Origin of the sequence: Phenylobacterium sp., from assembly GCF_004799515.1 — a bacterium.
Classification (GTDB): Bacteria; Pseudomonadota; Alphaproteobacteria; order Caulobacterales; family Caulobacteraceae; genus Phenylobacterium.
This window is the reverse complement of record NZ_SSMX01000007.1, coordinates 1-15,588: the sequence shown is the minus strand read 5'-3', so window position 1 is coordinate 15,588 and position 15,588 is coordinate 1. Positions and strand designations below refer to the sequence as shown.

The following is a 15,588-nucleotide window of genomic DNA, read 5'->3' as shown; positions in this document are numbered from 1 at the left end:
GGCTAGACCACCACCTTGCGGTAAAGCCGCCAGCTCGCGTGCCCCAGGAGGGGCATGACGAAGATCAGGCCGACCAGCGCCGGCAGCGAGCCCAGCACCAGGAGGCCCGCCACGATCAGGCCCCACAGCGCCATGACGCCGGGATTGGCGGCGACGGCGCGGAACGACGCGCCGATGGCCGCCCACAGGTCCACGTCGCGGTCGAGCAGCAGCGGGAAGGAGACCACGCCGAGCGCGAAGGCCACGACGGCGAACAGGAAACCTGCGCCGACCCCGGCCACGATCAGGGTCGCGCCCGCCTCGGTCCAGAACAGGTTGTGCTCGAAGGCGCGCAGCGTCGGCGGCGCGGTCGGCCCCAGGGTCGCCAGGTTGATCTCGTAGGCCACGCCCAGCCACAGGCCGAACAGCGCCAGGAAGATCGCGCCCAGGCCTACGATCGAGCCCAGGGCCGGCGACCGCAGCACCCCGAAGGCGTCGGCCCAGGTGACGCGCCCGCCCATGTCGCGCCGGCGGCTCAGCTCGTAGAGCCCGATGGCCGCCAAGGGCCCCAGGATCGCGAAGCCCGAGGCCAGCGGGAACACCATCGGCAGGAAGTCGTAGCTGAAGGCGAGCCTCGCCAGCACCAGGCCGGCGACGGGATAGATCAGGCCGATGAACAGGATGTCGTCGCGCAACGCGCCGACGTCGCCCGCGCCCTCGCGCAAGGCCTCCATCAGGTCATGGACGGTGATCTTGCGCACCTGCGGCCTGGCCTGGCCGATGTGGCGCGCCGGATTGGGCGTCAGCGCCCGGCCCACCGCGGCCAGGTTCAGGCTGGCGTTTTCCATCAGGTATTCGACAGGGTTTTCGACGTGATTTTCGGACGCCATGAGCGTTCTCCCGGGACCGTTGGGCCGGGGCGTGGCGTGTCGCGGGCGAACGGGCTCGTGGCAGACCACAACCCTACAACCAAACCCGATCCTAACACGAAAAGGTCCGTGCGGAGCGTTTTCCCAGGGTAGCTGGAGGCATGGCCGACGTCAGCGGGGGACCGTGAACCCATCTCCCGGAGGCCGCTGGCGAATCCGACTATCCTGACGGCCCTCCATGGGAGCAGCCGCTTTTGCGCATCCTGATCCTGAAGGGCCGATCGCAATACGGCGGCACGCGCCTCTTCTGCGACCACGCCGCGGCGGCGTTCCGGCGGCGTGGCGAAGCGGTCGAAGTCCTCGACCTGGGTCACACCGACGATATCGCAGCGCCGGTGCTGGCCCACGCCGCGGGCGCCGGCCGCTTCGACCTGATCTTCTCCATCAATATCGCCGGAGGATTCCGCGACGGCGCCGGCCGCACGCTCTCCGACCTCTACGGCGGGCCGCATGTCCTCTGGCTCACCGACTATGTCCTGTCGCAGACGGAGCGCCTGCGCGCCACGCCGCCGTCGACCGCGCTGCTGCTGGTCGATCCGACCCAGGTGGACGCCGTCCGCGCGATCTACGGGCCGCAGCGGTTCGGCCATGTGAGCTTCTTCCCGCACCCGGCGGTGGGCGAGGCCGCGCCGCCGGACGCCTCGGCCGACGCCTTCCTGGCGCGCCGGCCGATCCCGGTGCTGTGGTCGGGCGGCTTCCAGCAGCCGGAGCCGCCCTGGACCGGGGTCGAGGGCCCGGCGCGCCAGGTGCTGCAGGCCGCCCTCGACCTGGCGCTCAGTGTCGAGTGGACGCCGCCGCACGTGGCCCTGGACACCGTGTTGCGCACGCTCGGCCTGGACCTGTCGGATCCCGCCAACGTCGGCGCGCGCGAGACGGCGCATCTGGTGGACGTCGAGGTGCGCCGGACCCGGCGCTTCGAGTTCCTGAAGGCGGTCGCCGCGACCGGCGTACCGCTGCACATCGTCGGCGCCGGCTGGGAGAGCCAGCTCCACCGCTTCAAGAACGCGGCCTACGAGGGGCCGGTCGAGATGAACCGTATGGCCGAACTGATGGCCCAATCGCGGCTTGTGCTGAACACCAACGGCAACTTCGGCGCCGGCTCGCACGAGCGGCCCTTCTCCGCAGCCCTGGCGGGCGCGGCGAGCTTCTCGGACTTCAGCCGGTACTACGCCGAGGTCTTCGCGCCAGGCCGCGACATCGAGCTCTTCTATTGGAAGGACCTCGACGCCGGCATGACGGCGCTCAGCGCCTTGGCCGCCGACCCGGAGCGGGCCTTCGCCTACGCCCACGCCGCCCAGGCCAAGACCCTCGCCCACCACACCTGGGACCGCCGCATCGACCTCATAGCGTCGGCGGCGGACGCGGTGCGGCGCTAGGGCTTGGCCGGCTTCAGCGGATAGACCGGATAGGCGGGCCGCGGCGGCGCGGTCACCGGCCCGAGCTTCTGGAGCGCGAGCGCGACGGCGGTCTCAAGCTGCGGGTCATGGCCGGCGGCCACGGCCTTGGGGTCCTGCTCCACCGGCACGTCAGGGTCGACGCCGTGGTTCTCCACGTCCCACTGTCCCTTGGGCGAGAAAAAGCCGACGTCGGGCGAGGTCACCTGCCCGCCGTCCATGAGCGGCGGCATCTGGCTGATGCCCACCAGCCCGCCCCAGGTGCGCTTGCCCACCAGGGGGCCCAGCTGGTTCGCCTTGAACATCCACGGCAGGGCGTCGCCGCCGGAGCCCGAGGCCTCGTTGGCGATCATCACCTTCGGCCCCAGGATCGAGGCGGCGGGTGTGCGCTCGATCGCCCCGTATCGCGGCGACCAGTAGCCCTGCAGGTGGCGGCTCAGGACCTCGATGATGTAGTCGGCCATCTGGCCGCCGCCGTTGAACCGCTCGTCGACCACCACGCCCTGCTTGTCGGTCTGGGCGAAGTAGTAGCGGTTGAAGCTGGTGAAGCCGCCCGCGCCGGTGTCGGGCAGGTAGACGTAGGCCAGCCGTCCGCCGGAGAGTTCCTCCACCTTGCGGCGGTTGCCCTCGATCCAGTCGAGGTTGCGCAGGCGCGCCTCGCTGCCGACCGGGATCACGGTGACGGTGCGTGGACCGGCGGTTCCGGAAAGCGTCAGGCTGACCGCCTTGCCGGCCGTGCCTTCCAGCGGCTGCTGGATGTCGGTCGAGGCGTCCAGCGCCTGGCCGTTGATGGCGGCGATGCAGTCGCCGGCGCGGATGTTCAGGCCGGGCTGGGCCAGGGGGGCCTTGGCGTCCGGCGACCAGGCGCCGCCGGTGTAGATCTTGGCGATGCACCACTTGCCGCCCACGATCTGGTAGTCCGCGCCCAGGAGGCCGCCGGAGACCCGCCGCGCCTCCGGGATGGCTCCGCCGGAGCCGCGCAGGTGGCCCACCGAGAAGCCGGTGAGCATCTCCTGGAAGATGTAGTTCAGGTCCGACCGCGACTGCACCGCGGCGACGTAGGGCGCGAGCCGCTTCTCCGCGGCCACGGTGTCGAAGCCGTGGAAGTTCGGGTCGTAGAAGAAGGCCCGCTCGATGCGCCAGACCTCATGATACATCTGCGCCCACTCGGCGGGCGGGTCGACGCGGACCTCCAGGCTGTCGAAGGCCAGCGCCGTGTCGTCGCCGCCCTTCGGCGCGGCCCCGCCGGGCGGCTTGGGCGTCGCCGGCACGACGCTGTAGTGCGGGTGCGGCGGCCCGGACGGCGGCATGTCCGGCGATGGCGGCTTCACCTCGGCGAGCAGCACCTTCTCGCCGTCGGCGGTGAGCTGGTAGTCGGCCAGGTGCTCGGCGACCGTCTCGACCTTGCGGTCTTCCAGAGTGAAGCGGTGCAGGGTCCCGTTGGGGCCGGTGGCGTTGGGATCCGTCGCGCCCGGATCGGAGAGCCAGAAGATCGTCCCGGGCTTGCCCGTCTGCAGGCCGGTCAGCGGGCCGGCGGGGATCGGCAGGGCGACCGTGCGCGCGCTGATGGCGGCCAGGCTCAGGCCCGGCAGGTCGACGGCGGTGGTCTTCGGCTGCGGCGGCGTCGGTGGCGCCGAGGGCTTGTCCTTAGCGTCCTTCTTGGCCTCGCCCGCCTGGCCGGCCGGGGTCTTGTCGGCGTTCTCCTTGGCCGTCTCGCGGGCCTCGGCCACCGACTTCTCGTCGTCGCTCTCCGGCGCGGTCGGCGAAGCGGTCGCCGCCGCCAGGCTGAGCGCATAGACCGAGCGCGTCGGGCGGTAGAGATCGCTCGACATGTCCAGCGTGTGCGCGGTCATGCCGGCGTTGTTGCTGCCCAGGAAGTAGAGGTACTTGCCGCTGCGGTCGAAGGCCGGGTCGCGGGCGTCGCCCATCGGATCGGTCACCGGGATCGACTTCGCCGTCTCTGTCGAGAACAGCATCACCCCGTGCAGGTGGTTGGGCAGGAAGCGCGTCCAGGCCAGCCACCTGGAGTCCGGCGACCAGGACATCCCATGGGTCTGGTCGGTGAAACCGCCCCAGACATCCGGCTCGCCCAGCTGGGTCACCTTGCCGCTCGCCAGGTCCAGGACATAGGACTTCAGCCGGTTGTCGTAGAAGGCGATCTTCTTGGAATCCGGCGACCAGACCGGATGGAAATAGTAGGCGGGCTCCGCGGCCAGCGCGTACTTGCGCGGCTTGCCCTCGCCGGTCTGGGCGGCGACGTGCAGGGCGTAGAGGCCGCCCTCGTCGGAGAAGTAGGCGATCGACTGGCCGTCCGGGCTCCACGACGGCTCGCGCTCCATCACGCCTGGCGTGTTGGTCAGGTTGCGGATCGGCCCCTTCTTCACCGGCACGGTCAGGATCTCGCCGTGCGCCTCGACGGCGGCGCGGATGCCGGTGGGCGAGACCGAGACGTTGACCACCTCGTCGCCGACCTTGGCGATGCGGGCGCGCACGTCTGGCATGTCGCCGGTGACGTCGACGCTGACCCGCTGCGGCTGGCCGCCGGGCTCCAGGGTGTAGAGCTCGCCCAGCCGGTCGAAGACCAGGGTCTGGCCGTCGCTGGCCAGCGAGCGGATCTCCGGCCCGGCGTTGGCGTAGACCTGAGCCACGGCCTTGCTGGCCGGGTCGTAGCTGTAGATCGACATCGGCCCGCCGCGCGCCGACAGGAAGTAGAGCTTGCCCCGCGCCCAGACGGGCGACAGGTCGGCGGCGGCCTCGTGCGGGACCTCGACGGTGTCGAGGCCGCTGAGTGTGGTGATCTTGATCGTGCTCGCCTGGCCGCCGCGGTAGTTCCCCCAGGCGACGTAGTTGGTGAAGTTGAACGCGAAAGCCGGGCCCATCGGGTTGTAGGCGATGCGCGCGCCGTCCGGGGACTCCTGGCCGGCGTAGGCCATGGGCAGCGGCAGCGGCGTCGCCGCCCCGCCCTGCGGCGAGACCTCGAAGATCTGGGTGTAGCGGCTGGCGGCGGCGCGGTTTGAGCGGAAGAGGATCTTCTTGCCGTCGCTCGACCAGCCCACCGCCACGTCCGCCGCCGGATGATAGGTCACCCGGTGCGGCACCCCTCCCACGGCCGGCACGGTGAAGACGTCGGTGTTGCCGTCGTAGTCCCCGGTGAAGGCCAGCGTCGTCCCATCCGGCGAGAACATCGGCTGACTCTCGACGCCGACCCCGGTGGTGATCCGTGTCGCCCGCCCGCCGGAGCGCGGCACGGTCCAGATGTCGCCCGCATAGCTGAAGGCGATCAGGTCATGGCTGAGCGCCGGCTGTTGCAGGATGTGCGGCGCGGGCTGGGCTCCGGCCTGGGCGGCGAACGCCAGCACGCCCACCGCGGCGGCGGACGCAAGATAGGACATGAGGCGCACGGACGATCCCCCGGAAAGACGACCGCCAAGCTTTCCGCCGCGTCCGGGCGTTTGGCAATCGGCTTGCGGCGGTCGGCGCACCCTCCTTTCGCCCGTCATCCTCCGGTCAGCCGCAGGCTGATCCGGGGGACCCAAGTCGAGTTGCAGAATAGGAAAGACCGCATGGGTCCCCCGGATCGCCTCTTCGGGCGACCGGGGGATGACGGGGTTTAGGTGAGGGCGCTCAATTCCGCGCCGTGTCGACCAGCTTGTTCTTGGTGATCCAGGGCATCATGGCGCGCAGGCGCTGGCCGACGTCCTCGATCTGATGCTCGGCGCCGCGGCGGCGGATGGCCTTGAAGCTGGGCGCGCCGACCGCGTTCTCCTGCATGAAGTCCCGGACGAAACGGCCGGATTGGATGTCCTCCAGCACGCGCTTCATCTCGGCCTTGGTCTCCGGCGTCACGATGCGCGGGCCGGTCACGTACTCCCCGTACTCCGCGGTGTTGGAGATCGAGTAGTTCATGTTGGCGATGCCGCCTTCGTAGATCAGGTCGACGATCAGCTTCACCTCGTGCAGACACTCGAAATAGGCCATCTCCGGGGCGTAGCCGGCTTCCACCAGAGTTTCGAAGCCGGCGCGGATCAGTTCGACAAGGCCGCCGCACAGCACGGCCTGCTCGCCGAACAGGTCGGTCTCGCATTCCTCGCGGAAGTTGGTCTCGATGACGCCGGAGCGGCCGCCGCCGATCGCCGAGGCGTAGGCGAGGCCGAGGTCCATGGCGCCGCCGGAGGCGTTCTGGTGCACCGCGATCAGGCAGGGCACGCCGCCGCCCTTCTGGTACTCGCCGCGCACCGTATGGCCCGGGCCCTTGGGCGCCACCATCAGCACGTCGACACTGGCCTTGGGCTCGATCAGGCCGAAGTGGATGTTCAGGCCGTGGGCGAACAGCAGCGCCGCGCCGTCGCGGAGGTTGGGCTCGATCTCGGCCTTGTAGATGTCGCGCTGCAATTCGTCCGGGGCCAGCACCATGAGCAGGTCGGCCCACTTGGCGGCCTCGGCGACGCTCATCACCTTCAGCCCGTCGGCCTCGACCTTCTTGGCGGTGGCCGAGCCGGGCTTCAGGGCCACGGCGACCTCCTTCACCCCGGAATCCTTCAGGTTGAGCGCGTGCGCCCGTCCCTGAGAACCGTAGCCTACAATGGCGATCTTCTTGTCCAGGATGCGGGACAGGTCGGCGTCGCGGTCATAGTAGACGCGCATGATTGTTCTCCTGGAAGGTCAAGAAGGGCTGCTTCTCCGCAACGGCGGCGCGGCAAAGCCGGCGCTCTGAAGCGGTTTTTTGCGCGGAGGTCAAGGGAAGGTCGGCGGTCGCAGGATCGGCGGCGGCCTTCGCCGCCAGCGCCCTGCGCCTCTGGACATGGCGTTCCAGACGCCCGGCGTAGGCCGGCCCGGGCTTGCGTTCGGGGTGATGGATCATAGGCTGAGCCTCGCCATCGCTATGGCGTCGACATAGGCGCCGCCCCGCCACGCATAACCGCGGAGCAGGCCTTCGCGTTCGAAGCCGAAGCGTTCGTAAAGGGCGATGGCGCGGGCATTGTCGGCGTAGACGGTGAGCTCCAGCCGCCGGATCTGCAGCCAGTTGTCGGCCAGGTCGATGACCGCGGCCAGCAGGGCCGAGCCGACCCCGCGCCCGGCGTGGGCGTCGTGCACCGCCATGCCGATCGACCCCACGTGGACGCGCCGGTTCGCCTCCCGCGACAGGAAGATCATGCCGATAGCCTTGCCGTCCGCCACCGCCACCAGGCGTGTGGCGTCGGCATGGGCGGCGAAGCGCGCCTGCCGCGCCTCCACCGAGGTGAAGGGCAACTGAAGGGTGCCGGCGTAGGCCTGCGGCTGGTTCCAGGCCTCCGTCAGGTCGGGGACATCCGACGGCTCGGCGGCGCGGATCAGGATGTCGGATCTGGGTATGGGCGGGTCCATGGGTTCGTCTCGGTCTGGCCGGGACGGATGGAGGGCCCAAGAAAAAGCCCCGTCCGGATCCCGGCGGGGCTGGTGTGGCGGTCTGTGCTGCGATCAGGCTCTAGCGCACGACATCCCTCACCGGCCCGCCAAAGGCGGCCCGCGCGAGACGTACGGTAAGCATCAGCATCGAACGCATGGCCCTCACATAGCCGGTTCGGCGAAGCTTGGCAAAGCCCGCCGCTACTGGCCGGCGTCGCGGAACTCGCTGAGGATCTTCCGGGCGCCTTCGAACAGGGGGTTCAGGCGGTCCGTCGCGGTTTCGATGGCGATGCGGTCCTCCTCCACGCCCCGCAGGCCCGCGGTGGTCAGCGCATAGACGCGCACATGCCCGGGATCGGGCGTCGGATATTGCGCGCTGCTGGGTAGGTCGGCGAGCTGGACCTGGGCCTGCGCCACCAGCGAGCGCGCCGCCGCGGCGACCAGGGCCTCGCGCCGGCCGCCGATCTTCCCGGCGCCGGTGGAGAAGTAGACGCTGGCGTCGCCCGAGGCGAAGCCCACGGCGGTGACCAGGGCGTCGCCCTCCTCGAACTCCACGATGACGCCGTAGACGTCCTCCTGGCCGGGCTTGGCCTGCACCTCGACATCCTCGGGCCGGGTGGAGAACGCCACTTCGCGCAGCGCCAGGTACCGTTCGAGGCTGGCCGGCGACAGGGTCGGCGGTTTCCGGACGGGCGGCTTCGGGGCGGACGGCGCCGCGGGGGGCTCCTGCGCGGCGGCGGGGAGCGCGGCGCTGCAGGCTGCCAGCAGGACCGCGGCCAGCGCGCGGGACTTCAGGGACAAGGGCGTCTCCGCAAGGTGGCGTCTCCGCGAGGGATCGAGGCGCTGAGCGCTACGTCGCGAAAACGCCCGAAGCGTGGCAGCTTGCGCCGATGATCCCGGTCACCGACACCTTGGCCTTGGAGGACGACGAACTCGTCGAGAAGTTCGTGCGCGCCTCGGGCCCCGGCGGCCAGCACGTCAACACGTCCTCGACGGCGGTCGAGCTGCGCTTCGACGCCATGGCCTCGCCGTCCCTGCCCGACGAGGTGAAGGAGCGCCTGTCGCGGATCGCCGGCCAGCGGATGAACCAGGACGGCGTCATCGTGATCTTCGCCCAGGGCCACCGCAGCCAGGAGATGAACCGCCAGGAGGCCCGCGAGCGCCTCGTGGAGCTGATCGTCCAGGCCGCGCACCGGCCCAAGCCGCGCAAGAAGACCAAGCCCACCTACGCCTCGAAGCTGAAGCGCCTGGAGGGCAAGGCCAAACGCTCCGGCGTCAAGGCCATGCGCGGCCGCCCGCGCGGTGACGACTAGCCGGGCCTCAGCTAATGTCTCTGCGGCGGAGTGCGGGGGACCTTCGGTGAGTTTCGAGCTGGAAGCAGCGGCGGCGGATTCGCTCTCGCACCTGGTGGGCGCGCGCAGCCGCCACATGCCGCCGCACGGCGCCCACTGCAAGAACTGCGACTCCACCCTGGTCGGCCCATTCTGCCATGTCTGCGGCCAGGACGCGGACCTGCACAAGCGTTCGATCCTGCACCTGATCTACGAAGCCTTCGAGGGGATGTTCGAGCTGGACGGGCGGCTGTGGCGCACGGCGCCGGCCCTGTTCCTGCGCCCCGGCGGCCTGGCGCGCGACTACATGGAAGGCCGCATCGTGCGGCACATCCCGCCATTCCGCTGCTTCCTGGTGGCGCTGGTGATCTTCATCTTCGCCGCCCAGAACATGACCCACCGCTCGACGGTGGCCAACCAGCGGCAGAACGCCCGCGAAACCGCCCTGCTGGCCACGCCGCAGGGCCGCGCCACGGCGGTCGCCAAGCGCCGCGCGGACGCGGTCAAGGACTTCCAGGCGGACATGAAGGAAGCCGCCGCCGACCGCGACAAGGAGCTGAAGGACCCGGACGTGAAGCCGGAGAAGACGCAAGCCGCCTATGCGCGCGAGGTCGCCAAGGTCCAGGCCCGCTACGCCCGCGAGCAGCACCGGGCCGATCGGGTGGCCCAGGGCCTGCCGGCGCGGGATCCGGACGAGGAGCAGGCGGACGCCTCGGCCAAGAAGACCTGGTTCGAGCGGGGCATCAAGAAGGCGACCGAGAACCCCGACCAGTACTGGAACGTGGTGTTCGACTGGGGCCATCGCGCCGCGGTGGGGCTGTTGCCGATCGTCGGCCTCTCGCTGGCCCTGGTCTACCGGCGGCGCAAGGACCTCTTCGTCTACGACCACCTGGTGGTGGCGATGAACCTGCTGTCGTTCGGCTTCCTCCTGAGCGCGGTGGGCTTCCTGCTGCCGTTCAGCCTGATGGGCTGGTATTTCGCCGCCGCCGGGGTCTGGAGCCTGGTGAACCTGTTCCAGACCCTGCGCGGCGGCTACGGCTCCAGCATCCCGGGGGCGGCGATCAAGACGGCGCTGGTCTGGTCGATCACGGGGTTCTGGTCGCTCATGCTGCTCACCGGCCTGCTGGTGCTGGCGATCGCCACGATCTAGCCCGCGAAACACCGGTCGGCGTTCGCATCTGGCGCGATTTCGCCGCATTGGACTATAAGCTCGCGGCATGGCCGACCGCGTTCGTTTCCTCGCCGCCGCCGCGCTTGCCGCGGCTTCGCTCACCGCCTGCGCGCCCTCCTACGGGCCGCCCCCGCCTGGACGGATGGCCGCCATGCCGCCGCCGCCGCCCGGCGACGACAGCGTCTTCCGCCCGGGCGACTTCGCCTGGTCGCAGGCGCCGGGCAAGAACACCCTCTCCGGCACGCTCGCCCATCCGCCGGGCCAGCCGCGCTACAGCTGCGCCGGCGCCACCGTGGTGCTGACGCCCGAAACGCCCTGGGCGCGGCGGCGGATGCTGGTGCTCTACAAGTCCGACCAGCACGCCGCGCTTCCCGCCGACGACGTGCGCAGCCGCCAGAACCAGGCGCCGGCCGGCGACTCCAACCCTTACGTCAAGCGCGCCGCCTGCGACGGCGCCGACCACTTCAGCTTCGCGGGCCTGCCCGACGGCGCCTGGTACCTGGTGACCCTGGCCAAGCCCGCGGGCGGCGCGCAGGGCCCAAGCTTGGCGGTCATGCGCCGGGTGACGACCAAGGGCGGCAGGGTCACCGTCTTCGAGCTCTGAAGCGAACTTACCGGGGCCGATCCGAGTTCTCCGCGTTGGGACAACCAACGAAGGAAGATTCTCTATGCGTAAGCTCCTGTTCGCGGGCCTGGCGGCCGCGACCCTGATCGGCGCGGCCGGCGTCGCCGGCGCCCAGCCGGTCGAACGCTACGGCCATTGGGACCCGGCGTGGGGCGCGGCCCCGCCGCCGCCGCTGGCCAAGTGGCATCGCTGGCGCGGCCATGAGGCCGACTGGTACGGCCATGTGCACACCTGCATGACCCACCACGGCTACGACCCGCGCCGCGATGCCTATATGGACGGCCACCGCTGGGTGACCTGCGCCGACTAGGCGGCCGCAGGCCCGCCGAAGGTCCCGGTCCACGGCGGGGCCTTTTCCATGCCTGCGAAGCGCCGCCGTGAACCCCAGCGAGGTTACGGCGTTCGGCCTTTATCGGGGGACGCAAAACGGCGCCCCGAGGTGGAGTGCCATTCCGTCATGCGTAAAACCGCCCTGGCCGTCCTGGCCACCGTCCTCGCCGCCTCGAGCGCCCTGCCCGCCCTCGCCGCCGGTCCCGAACCCGCCGCCGCGGTTTCCGCCGAGCGTTTCGCGATCCGCGCCGACTACCAGGGCCCGAACCTGAACGTGGGCTACAGCGCCGAGGCTCGCCACCGCGCGGCCTGCCTGGCGACCTATCCCGAGGCCTACGATCCGCGCACCGACCGGCTGCGCGTGGCCCCCGGCGTCACCCGGCCCTGCCTGCTCTGATCCTGGGTCGCGCCCAGCGCGAGATGGCGGTCCCTAGTGGACCTTGGCGCGGCCGATGGTCAGGCCGTCCTGGTCAGCGGTGACGTCGATGACGGCGCCGTCGTCCAGTTCGCCGGCCAGCAGCTTCCGCGCGATCGGATCCACCAGCTCCTTCTGGATCACCCGCTTCAGCGGCCGCGCGCCATAGACCGGGTCGTAGCCGCGCTCGGCCAGCCAGTGGGTGGCCGCGTTGTCGAGGGCGATAGTCATCCGCCGGTCGGCCAGCAGCTTGTCGACCCGCTGCAGCTGGATCTTCACCACCCCGTCCATCTCCGCGCGGCCCAGCCGCTTGAAGAGGATGATCTCGTCGATCCGGTTCAGGAACTCCGGCCGGAAGTGGCGGCGCACGACGTCCATCACCGAGACGCGGGCCTCGTCCACGTCCTGGCCCTCGTCGAGGGTGGCGAGGAATTCCGAACCCAGGTTCGAGGTCATGACGATCAGGGTGTTGCGGAAGTCCACCGTGCGGCCTTGGCCATCGGTGAGCCGCCCGTCGTCCAGCACCTGCAAGAGCACGTTGAAGACGTCCGGGTGGGCCTTCTCCACCTCGTCGAACAGCACGACCTGGTAGGGCCGGCGCCGCACCGCCTCGGTCAGCGCCCCGCCTTCGTCATAGCCGACATAGCCCGGAGGCGCGCCGATCATGCGGCTGACGGAGTGCTTCTCCATGTACTCGCTCATGTCGAGGCGGGTGATCGCGCCCTCGTCAGAGAACATGAATTCCGCCAAGGCCTTGGTGAGCTCGGTCTTGCCGACGCCGGTGGGGCCCAGGAACAGGAACGAGCCGATCGGCCGGTTGGGGTCCTGCAGGCCGGCCCGCGCGCGGCGCACCGCGTCGGAGACCGCCGCCAGGGCTTCGTCCTGGCCGACCACGCGGGCGTGCAGCGCATCCTCCATCTTGAGCAGCTTCTCGCGCTCGCCTTCCAGCATCTTCTCCACCGGCACGCCGGTCCAGCGGGAGACCACCGCGGCGATCTGCTCGGCGTCGACCACCTCGGGGCTGACCGCGTCCTGGTCGGCCTTGGACTCTTCTTCCGCCAGGCGCTTCTCCAGCGTCGGGATCTCGCCGTAGGCGATCTCCGACGCGCGCTGCAGGTCGCCCCGGCGCTGGGCGCTCACCAGCTCGGCGCGCAAGCGGTCGAGGGCCTCACGGGTCTGGGCGGCGGAGGAGACCTTCTCCTTCTCCGAGCGCCAGCGGGCGGTCATCTCGGCGGACTGGCCTTCCAGGTCGTCGAGCTCGTCCTCCAGCTTGTCCAGCCGGGCCTTGGAGGCCGCGTCGGTCTCCCGGGTCAGGGCCTCGCGCTCGATCTTCAGCTGCACAATGCGCCGGTCGATCTCGTCCAGCTCCTCGGGCTTGGAATCCACCGCCATGCGCACGCGGCTGCCCGCCTCGTCCATCAGGTCGATGGCCTTGTCCGGCAGGAAGCGGTCGGCGATGTAGCGGTTGGACAGCGTCGCGGCGGCCACGATGGCGCTGTCGGTGATCCGCACCCCATGGTGCAGCTCGTACTTCTCCTTGAGGCCGCGCAGGATGGAGATGGTGTCCTCCACCGTGGGCTCGGAGACGAAGACCGGCTGGAAGCGCCGGGCGAGCGCGGCGTCCTTCTCCACGTGCTTGCGGTACTCATCGAGGGTGGTGGCGCCCACGCAGTGCAGCTCGCCGCGCGCTAGGGCGGGCTTCAAGAGGTTCGAAGCGTCCATGGCGCCCTCGCTCTTCCCGGCGCCCACCAGGGTGTGCATCTCGTCGATGAACAGGATGATCGAGCCCTCGGCGGCGGTGACCTCGTTCAGGACCGCCTTCAGCCGTTCCTCGAACTCGCCGCGGTACTTCGCGCCGGCGATCAGGCTGCCCATATCGAGCGCCATCAACTGCTTGTCCTTCAGGCTCTCGGGCACGTCGCCGTTGACGATGCGCAGGGCCAGGCCTTCGACGATGGCGGTCTTGCCGACGCCGGGCTCGCCGATCAGCACGGGGTTGTTCTTGGTGCGGCGCGAGAGGACCTGGATGGTGCGGCGGATCTCCTCGTCGCGGCCGATCACCGGGTCCAGCTTGCCATCGCGGGCGGCCTGGGTCAGGTCGCGGGCGTAGCGCTTCAGGGCGTCGTAGCCCTCCTCGGCCGAGGCGGTGTCGGCGGTCTTGCCCTTGCGCAGGGCGACGGCGGCCTCTTCCAGGCCCTTGGCCGTGGCGCCGGCGTCCTTCAGCGCCTTCGAGGCGTCACCGCCGTCCTTGGCCAGCGCGATCAGCAGGCGCTCGGTGGTCACAAAGGCGTCGCCCGCCTCTTTGGCGCCCAACTCGGCGCCGGCGAACACGCGGGCCATGTCGGGCTTCATGTAGAGCTGGCCCGTGCCGCCCTCGACCTTGGGCAGCTTGCCAAGCAGGGTGTCGGCGGCTTGGTCGGCCGCTTCGGGCCGCCCGCCGGCGCTCTGGATCAGCGCGCGCGACAGCCCGTCCTTTTCCTCCAGCAGCACCTTCAGCAGATGCTCCGGCGCAAGCTGCTGGTGGCCGCGGGCGAGCGCCAGGCTCTGGGCCGACTGGATCGCCTGTTTGGCGCGGTCGGAATAGACGTCGATGTTCATCAGGTCCCCTTGATTAGGCGAATGGGCGGGACCGCCTCGTCAAGCACGGTTCCCAGCCTCACCCGATGTAGTGTGGCCGATGGGTCACACAAGTAGGTCCAACCCCGGCGCACCGTGGTCAGTTCAGCTCGCTCTTGCGCTTCGGCTCCGGCGGCAGCGGCGCGATCGGGACGCCATCCTCCACCAAGTCGCGGACCTCCTGCGAGGTGGCCTGGCCATAGATGCCGCGGTCTTCCGAGCGGCCCTCGTGGATGGCGCGGGCCTCGGTGGCGAAGGCGTCGCCCACGTCGTCGAAGGTCTCCTCCACGTGACGGCGGATGCGGCCCATGGCCTCCATCATCATCTGGTGGTTCTGGGCCGGGCTGAGGTCCTGCGAACGTGTCTTCGTGCCGGCCACGGCCGGAGCCATGATCGCCTTGCGCACCGCCTTGGAGCCGCACACCGGGCATTCCAGGAGGCCGCGCGCCTGCTGATCGTCAAAGTCAGCCGAGGCGCCGAACCAGCCCTCGAAGCCGTGCTCGTGCTCGCAGTTGAGGGCGTAGCGGATCATGCCAGCGCCGCCGGCTCGGCGAAGGGCCGCGCGTTGACGAGGTTGGGGATCGCGGCCCGCGCCTTCGCCGGCGCCGCCAGGTCCAGGTCGGCGATCAGCACGCCGGGCTCGTCGTGGCCGAGGCTGGCGATGACCTCGCCCCAGGGCGCGACGACCAGGGAATGGCCCCAGGTGCCGCGGCCGTCCTCGTGCTTGCCGCCCTGGGCCGGCGCGAGCACGAAGGCGCCGGTCTCGATGGCCCGGGCGCGCATCAGCACCTCCCAGTGCGCCGCCCCGGTCGGGCGGGTGAAGGCGGCCGGGATGGTCATCACCTCGGCGCCGGCCAGCGCCAGGGCCCGATAGAGCGCCGGGAAGCGCAGGTCGTAGCAGATGGTCATGCCGAGCTTCAGATCGCCCGCCCGCGCCGTCACCGCGCGCGCGCCGGGCTCATAGGTCGCCGACTCCCGCGCCGTCTCGCCGGTCGGCAGGTCGACGTCGAACATGTGCAGCTTGTCGTAGGTCGCCGCGATCGCGCCGTCTGGCGAGATCAGGGCCGAGCGGTTGGCGGCCTTGCCATCCTCGCGCTTCACCAGCGCCGAGCCGATCAGGATCCAGACGCCGAGGGCCTTCGCCGCGTCCCGCAGGCCCGCGACCACCACGTCGTCCTCCAGGCTCACCAGCAGCGGCAGGAGCGCCTCGCGGTCCTTCTGCAGGACATTGGTCCCCTCGGGCGTGGCGATGAACCGGGCGCCGTCCGCGGCGGCCTCGCGAACCAGGGGCAGGACATGCGCCAGCGCCGCGGCCTGGGTCGCGGGCGTCCGGGTCTGGATGAGGCCGATCTTCATGGGACCTACATAGCCTTCCCTCCCCTTCATGGGGAGGGAAGGCGTCAGGCCGCCGCC

Annotated in this window: 15 protein-coding genes; 6 read left to right on the top strand and 9 right to left on the bottom strand. The window is 70.5% G+C overall.

What is annotated here, in order from left to right; all coding sequences use genetic code 11:
* Positions 1 to 2: 2 nt before the first annotated feature.
* The gene (locus tag E8A49_RS03300; RefSeq protein WP_293376326.1) at positions 3 to 869 is read right to left on the bottom strand and encodes a DUF2189 domain-containing protein; all 867 of its coding nucleotides are present in this window, start codon (positions 867 to 869) and stop codon (positions 3 to 5) included.
* A 233-nt stretch (positions 870 to 1,102) separates the two neighbouring features.
* Here E8A49_RS03300 and E8A49_RS03295 point away from each other — a divergent pair, with 233 nt between their 5' ends.
* Positions 1,103 to 2,284 carry a glycosyltransferase gene (locus E8A49_RS03295; protein WP_293376324.1) on the top strand — a complete coding sequence of 394 codons (1,182 nt, stop codon included), beginning with the start codon at positions 1,103 to 1,105 and terminating at the stop codon, positions 2,282 to 2,284.
* On the opposite strand, the gene E8A49_RS03290 is transcribed toward E8A49_RS03295, so the two are convergent.
* From E8A49_RS03290 to E8A49_RS03270, 5 genes are all read right to left on the bottom strand, one after another.
* Positions 2,281 to 5,694 carry a S41 family peptidase gene (locus tag E8A49_RS03290; RefSeq protein WP_293376531.1) on the bottom strand — a complete coding sequence of 1,138 codons (3,414 nt, stop codon included), beginning with the start codon at positions 5,692 to 5,694 and terminating at the stop codon, positions 2,281 to 2,283. The two genes, E8A49_RS03295 and E8A49_RS03290, sit on opposite strands and share 4 nt — an antisense overlap.
* 232 nt (positions 5,695 to 5,926) lie before the next feature.
* A complete protein-coding gene (gene ilvC / locus E8A49_RS03285; RefSeq protein WP_293376322.1) occupies positions 5,927 to 6,946 on the bottom strand; it encodes a ketol-acid reductoisomerase in 1,020 nt (339 codons plus the stop codon).
* Positions 6,930 to 7,163 (bottom strand): hypothetical protein, encoded by a 234-nt coding sequence (locus E8A49_RS03280; RefSeq protein ID WP_293376320.1) that lies wholly within the window; start codon positions 7,161 to 7,163, stop codon positions 6,930 to 6,932. Before E8A49_RS03280 ends, ilvC begins: the two co-directional genes overlap by 17 nt.
* Complete coding sequence (locus E8A49_RS03275) at positions 7,160 to 7,666, bottom strand: GNAT family N-acetyltransferase (protein WP_293376318.1); 507 nt, start codon at positions 7,664 to 7,666, stop codon at positions 7,160 to 7,162. The genes E8A49_RS03280 and E8A49_RS03275 overlap by 4 nt, the downstream gene beginning before the upstream one ends.
* Positions 7,667 to 7,888: 222 nt before the next feature.
* A complete protein-coding gene (locus tag E8A49_RS03270; RefSeq protein ID WP_293376316.1) occupies positions 7,889 to 8,488 on the bottom strand; it encodes a hypothetical protein in 600 nt (199 codons plus the stop codon).
* 89 nt (positions 8,489 to 8,577) lie between these two features.
* Between E8A49_RS03270 and arfB the strand changes: the two genes are divergently transcribed.
* The 5 genes from arfB (at position 8,578) to E8A49_RS03245 (ending at position 11,541) form a co-directional block, all read left to right on the top strand.
* A complete protein-coding gene (gene arfB / locus E8A49_RS03265; RefSeq protein ID WP_293376314.1) occupies positions 8,578 to 9,000 on the top strand; it encodes an alternative ribosome rescue aminoacyl-tRNA hydrolase ArfB in 423 nt (140 codons plus the stop codon).
* 46 nt (positions 9,001 to 9,046) lie between these two features.
* Positions 9,047 to 10,168 carry a DUF3667 domain-containing protein gene (locus E8A49_RS03260; protein WP_293376312.1) on the top strand — a complete coding sequence of 374 codons (1,122 nt, stop codon included), beginning with the start codon at positions 9,047 to 9,049 and terminating at the stop codon, positions 10,166 to 10,168.
* Positions 10,169 to 10,235: 67 nt separating this feature from the next.
* Entirely contained in the window at positions 10,236 to 10,793 is a 558-nt protein-coding gene (locus E8A49_RS03255) for a hypothetical protein (RefSeq protein WP_293376310.1), read from the top strand.
* Between the two features lie 64 nt (positions 10,794 to 10,857).
* Positions 10,858 to 11,124 carry a hypothetical protein gene (locus E8A49_RS03250; RefSeq protein ID WP_293376308.1) on the top strand — a complete coding sequence of 89 codons (267 nt, stop codon included), beginning with the start codon at positions 10,858 to 10,860 and terminating at the stop codon, positions 11,122 to 11,124.
* Between the two features lie 147 nt (positions 11,125 to 11,271).
* Positions 11,272 to 11,541: a hypothetical protein gene (locus E8A49_RS03245; RefSeq protein WP_293376306.1), complete on the top strand. Its 270-nt coding sequence runs from the start codon at positions 11,272 to 11,274 to the stop codon at positions 11,539 to 11,541.
* Between the two features lie 33 nt (positions 11,542 to 11,574).
* Here E8A49_RS03245 and clpB read toward each other — a convergent pair whose 3' ends face one another.
* The 3 genes from clpB to E8A49_RS03230 all read right to left on the bottom strand — a co-directional run bounded on the left by clpB (position 11,575) and on the right by E8A49_RS03230 (position 15,531).
* Complete coding sequence (clpB, locus tag E8A49_RS03240; RefSeq protein WP_293376304.1) at positions 11,575 to 14,157, bottom strand: ATP-dependent chaperone ClpB; 2,583 nt, start codon at positions 14,155 to 14,157, stop codon at positions 11,575 to 11,577.
* Between the two features lie 118 nt (positions 14,158 to 14,275).
* Entirely contained in the window at positions 14,276 to 14,707 is a 432-nt protein-coding gene (locus E8A49_RS03235) for a DUF1178 family protein (protein WP_293376302.1), read from the bottom strand.
* A complete protein-coding gene (locus E8A49_RS03230) occupies positions 14,704 to 15,531 on the bottom strand; it encodes a carbon-nitrogen hydrolase family protein (RefSeq protein WP_293376300.1) in 828 nt (275 codons plus the stop codon). Before E8A49_RS03230 ends, E8A49_RS03235 begins: the two co-directional genes overlap by 4 nt.
* Positions 15,532 to 15,588: the final 57 nt, after the last annotated feature.

What these genes read in the sequence shown, in the direction of transcription:
- E8A49_RS03300 (WP_293376326.1), bottom strand. Translation starts at nt 869, where the DNA reads ATGGCGTCCGAAAATCACGTCGAAAACCCTGTCGAATACCTGATGGAA.
- E8A49_RS03290 (WP_293376531.1), bottom strand. Translation starts at nt 5,694, where the DNA reads ATGTCCTATCTTGCGTCCGCCGCCGCGGTGGGCGTGCTGGCGTTCGCC.
- ilvC (WP_293376322.1), bottom strand. Translation starts at nt 6,946, where the DNA reads ATGCGCGTCTACTATGACCGCGACGCCGACCTGTCCCGCATCCTGGAC.
- E8A49_RS03280 (WP_293376320.1), bottom strand. Translation starts at nt 7,163, where the DNA reads ATGATCCATCACCCCGAACGCAAGCCCGGGCCGGCCTACGCCGGGCGT.
- E8A49_RS03275 (WP_293376318.1), bottom strand. Translation starts at nt 7,666, where the DNA reads ATGGACCCGCCCATACCCAGATCCGACATCCTGATCCGCGCCGCCGAG.
- arfB (WP_293376314.1), top strand. Translation starts at nt 8,578, where the DNA reads ATGATCCCGGTCACCGACACCTTGGCCTTGGAGGACGACGAACTCGTC.
- E8A49_RS03255 (WP_293376310.1), top strand. Translation starts at nt 10,236, where the DNA reads ATGGCCGACCGCGTTCGTTTCCTCGCCGCCGCCGCGCTTGCCGCGGCT.
- E8A49_RS03250 (WP_293376308.1), top strand. Translation starts at nt 10,858, where the DNA reads ATGCGTAAGCTCCTGTTCGCGGGCCTGGCGGCCGCGACCCTGATCGGC.
- E8A49_RS03245 (WP_293376306.1), top strand. Translation starts at nt 11,272, where the DNA reads ATGCGTAAAACCGCCCTGGCCGTCCTGGCCACCGTCCTCGCCGCCTCG.
- clpB (WP_293376304.1), bottom strand. Translation starts at nt 14,157, where the DNA reads ATGAACATCGACGTCTATTCCGACCGCGCCAAACAGGCGATCCAGTCG.
- E8A49_RS03235 (WP_293376302.1), bottom strand. Translation starts at nt 14,707, where the DNA reads ATGATCCGCTACGCCCTCAACTGCGAGCACGAGCACGGCTTCGAGGGC.
- E8A49_RS03230 (WP_293376300.1), bottom strand. Translation starts at nt 15,531, where the DNA reads ATGAAGATCGGCCTCATCCAGACCCGGACGCCCGCGACCCAGGCCGCG.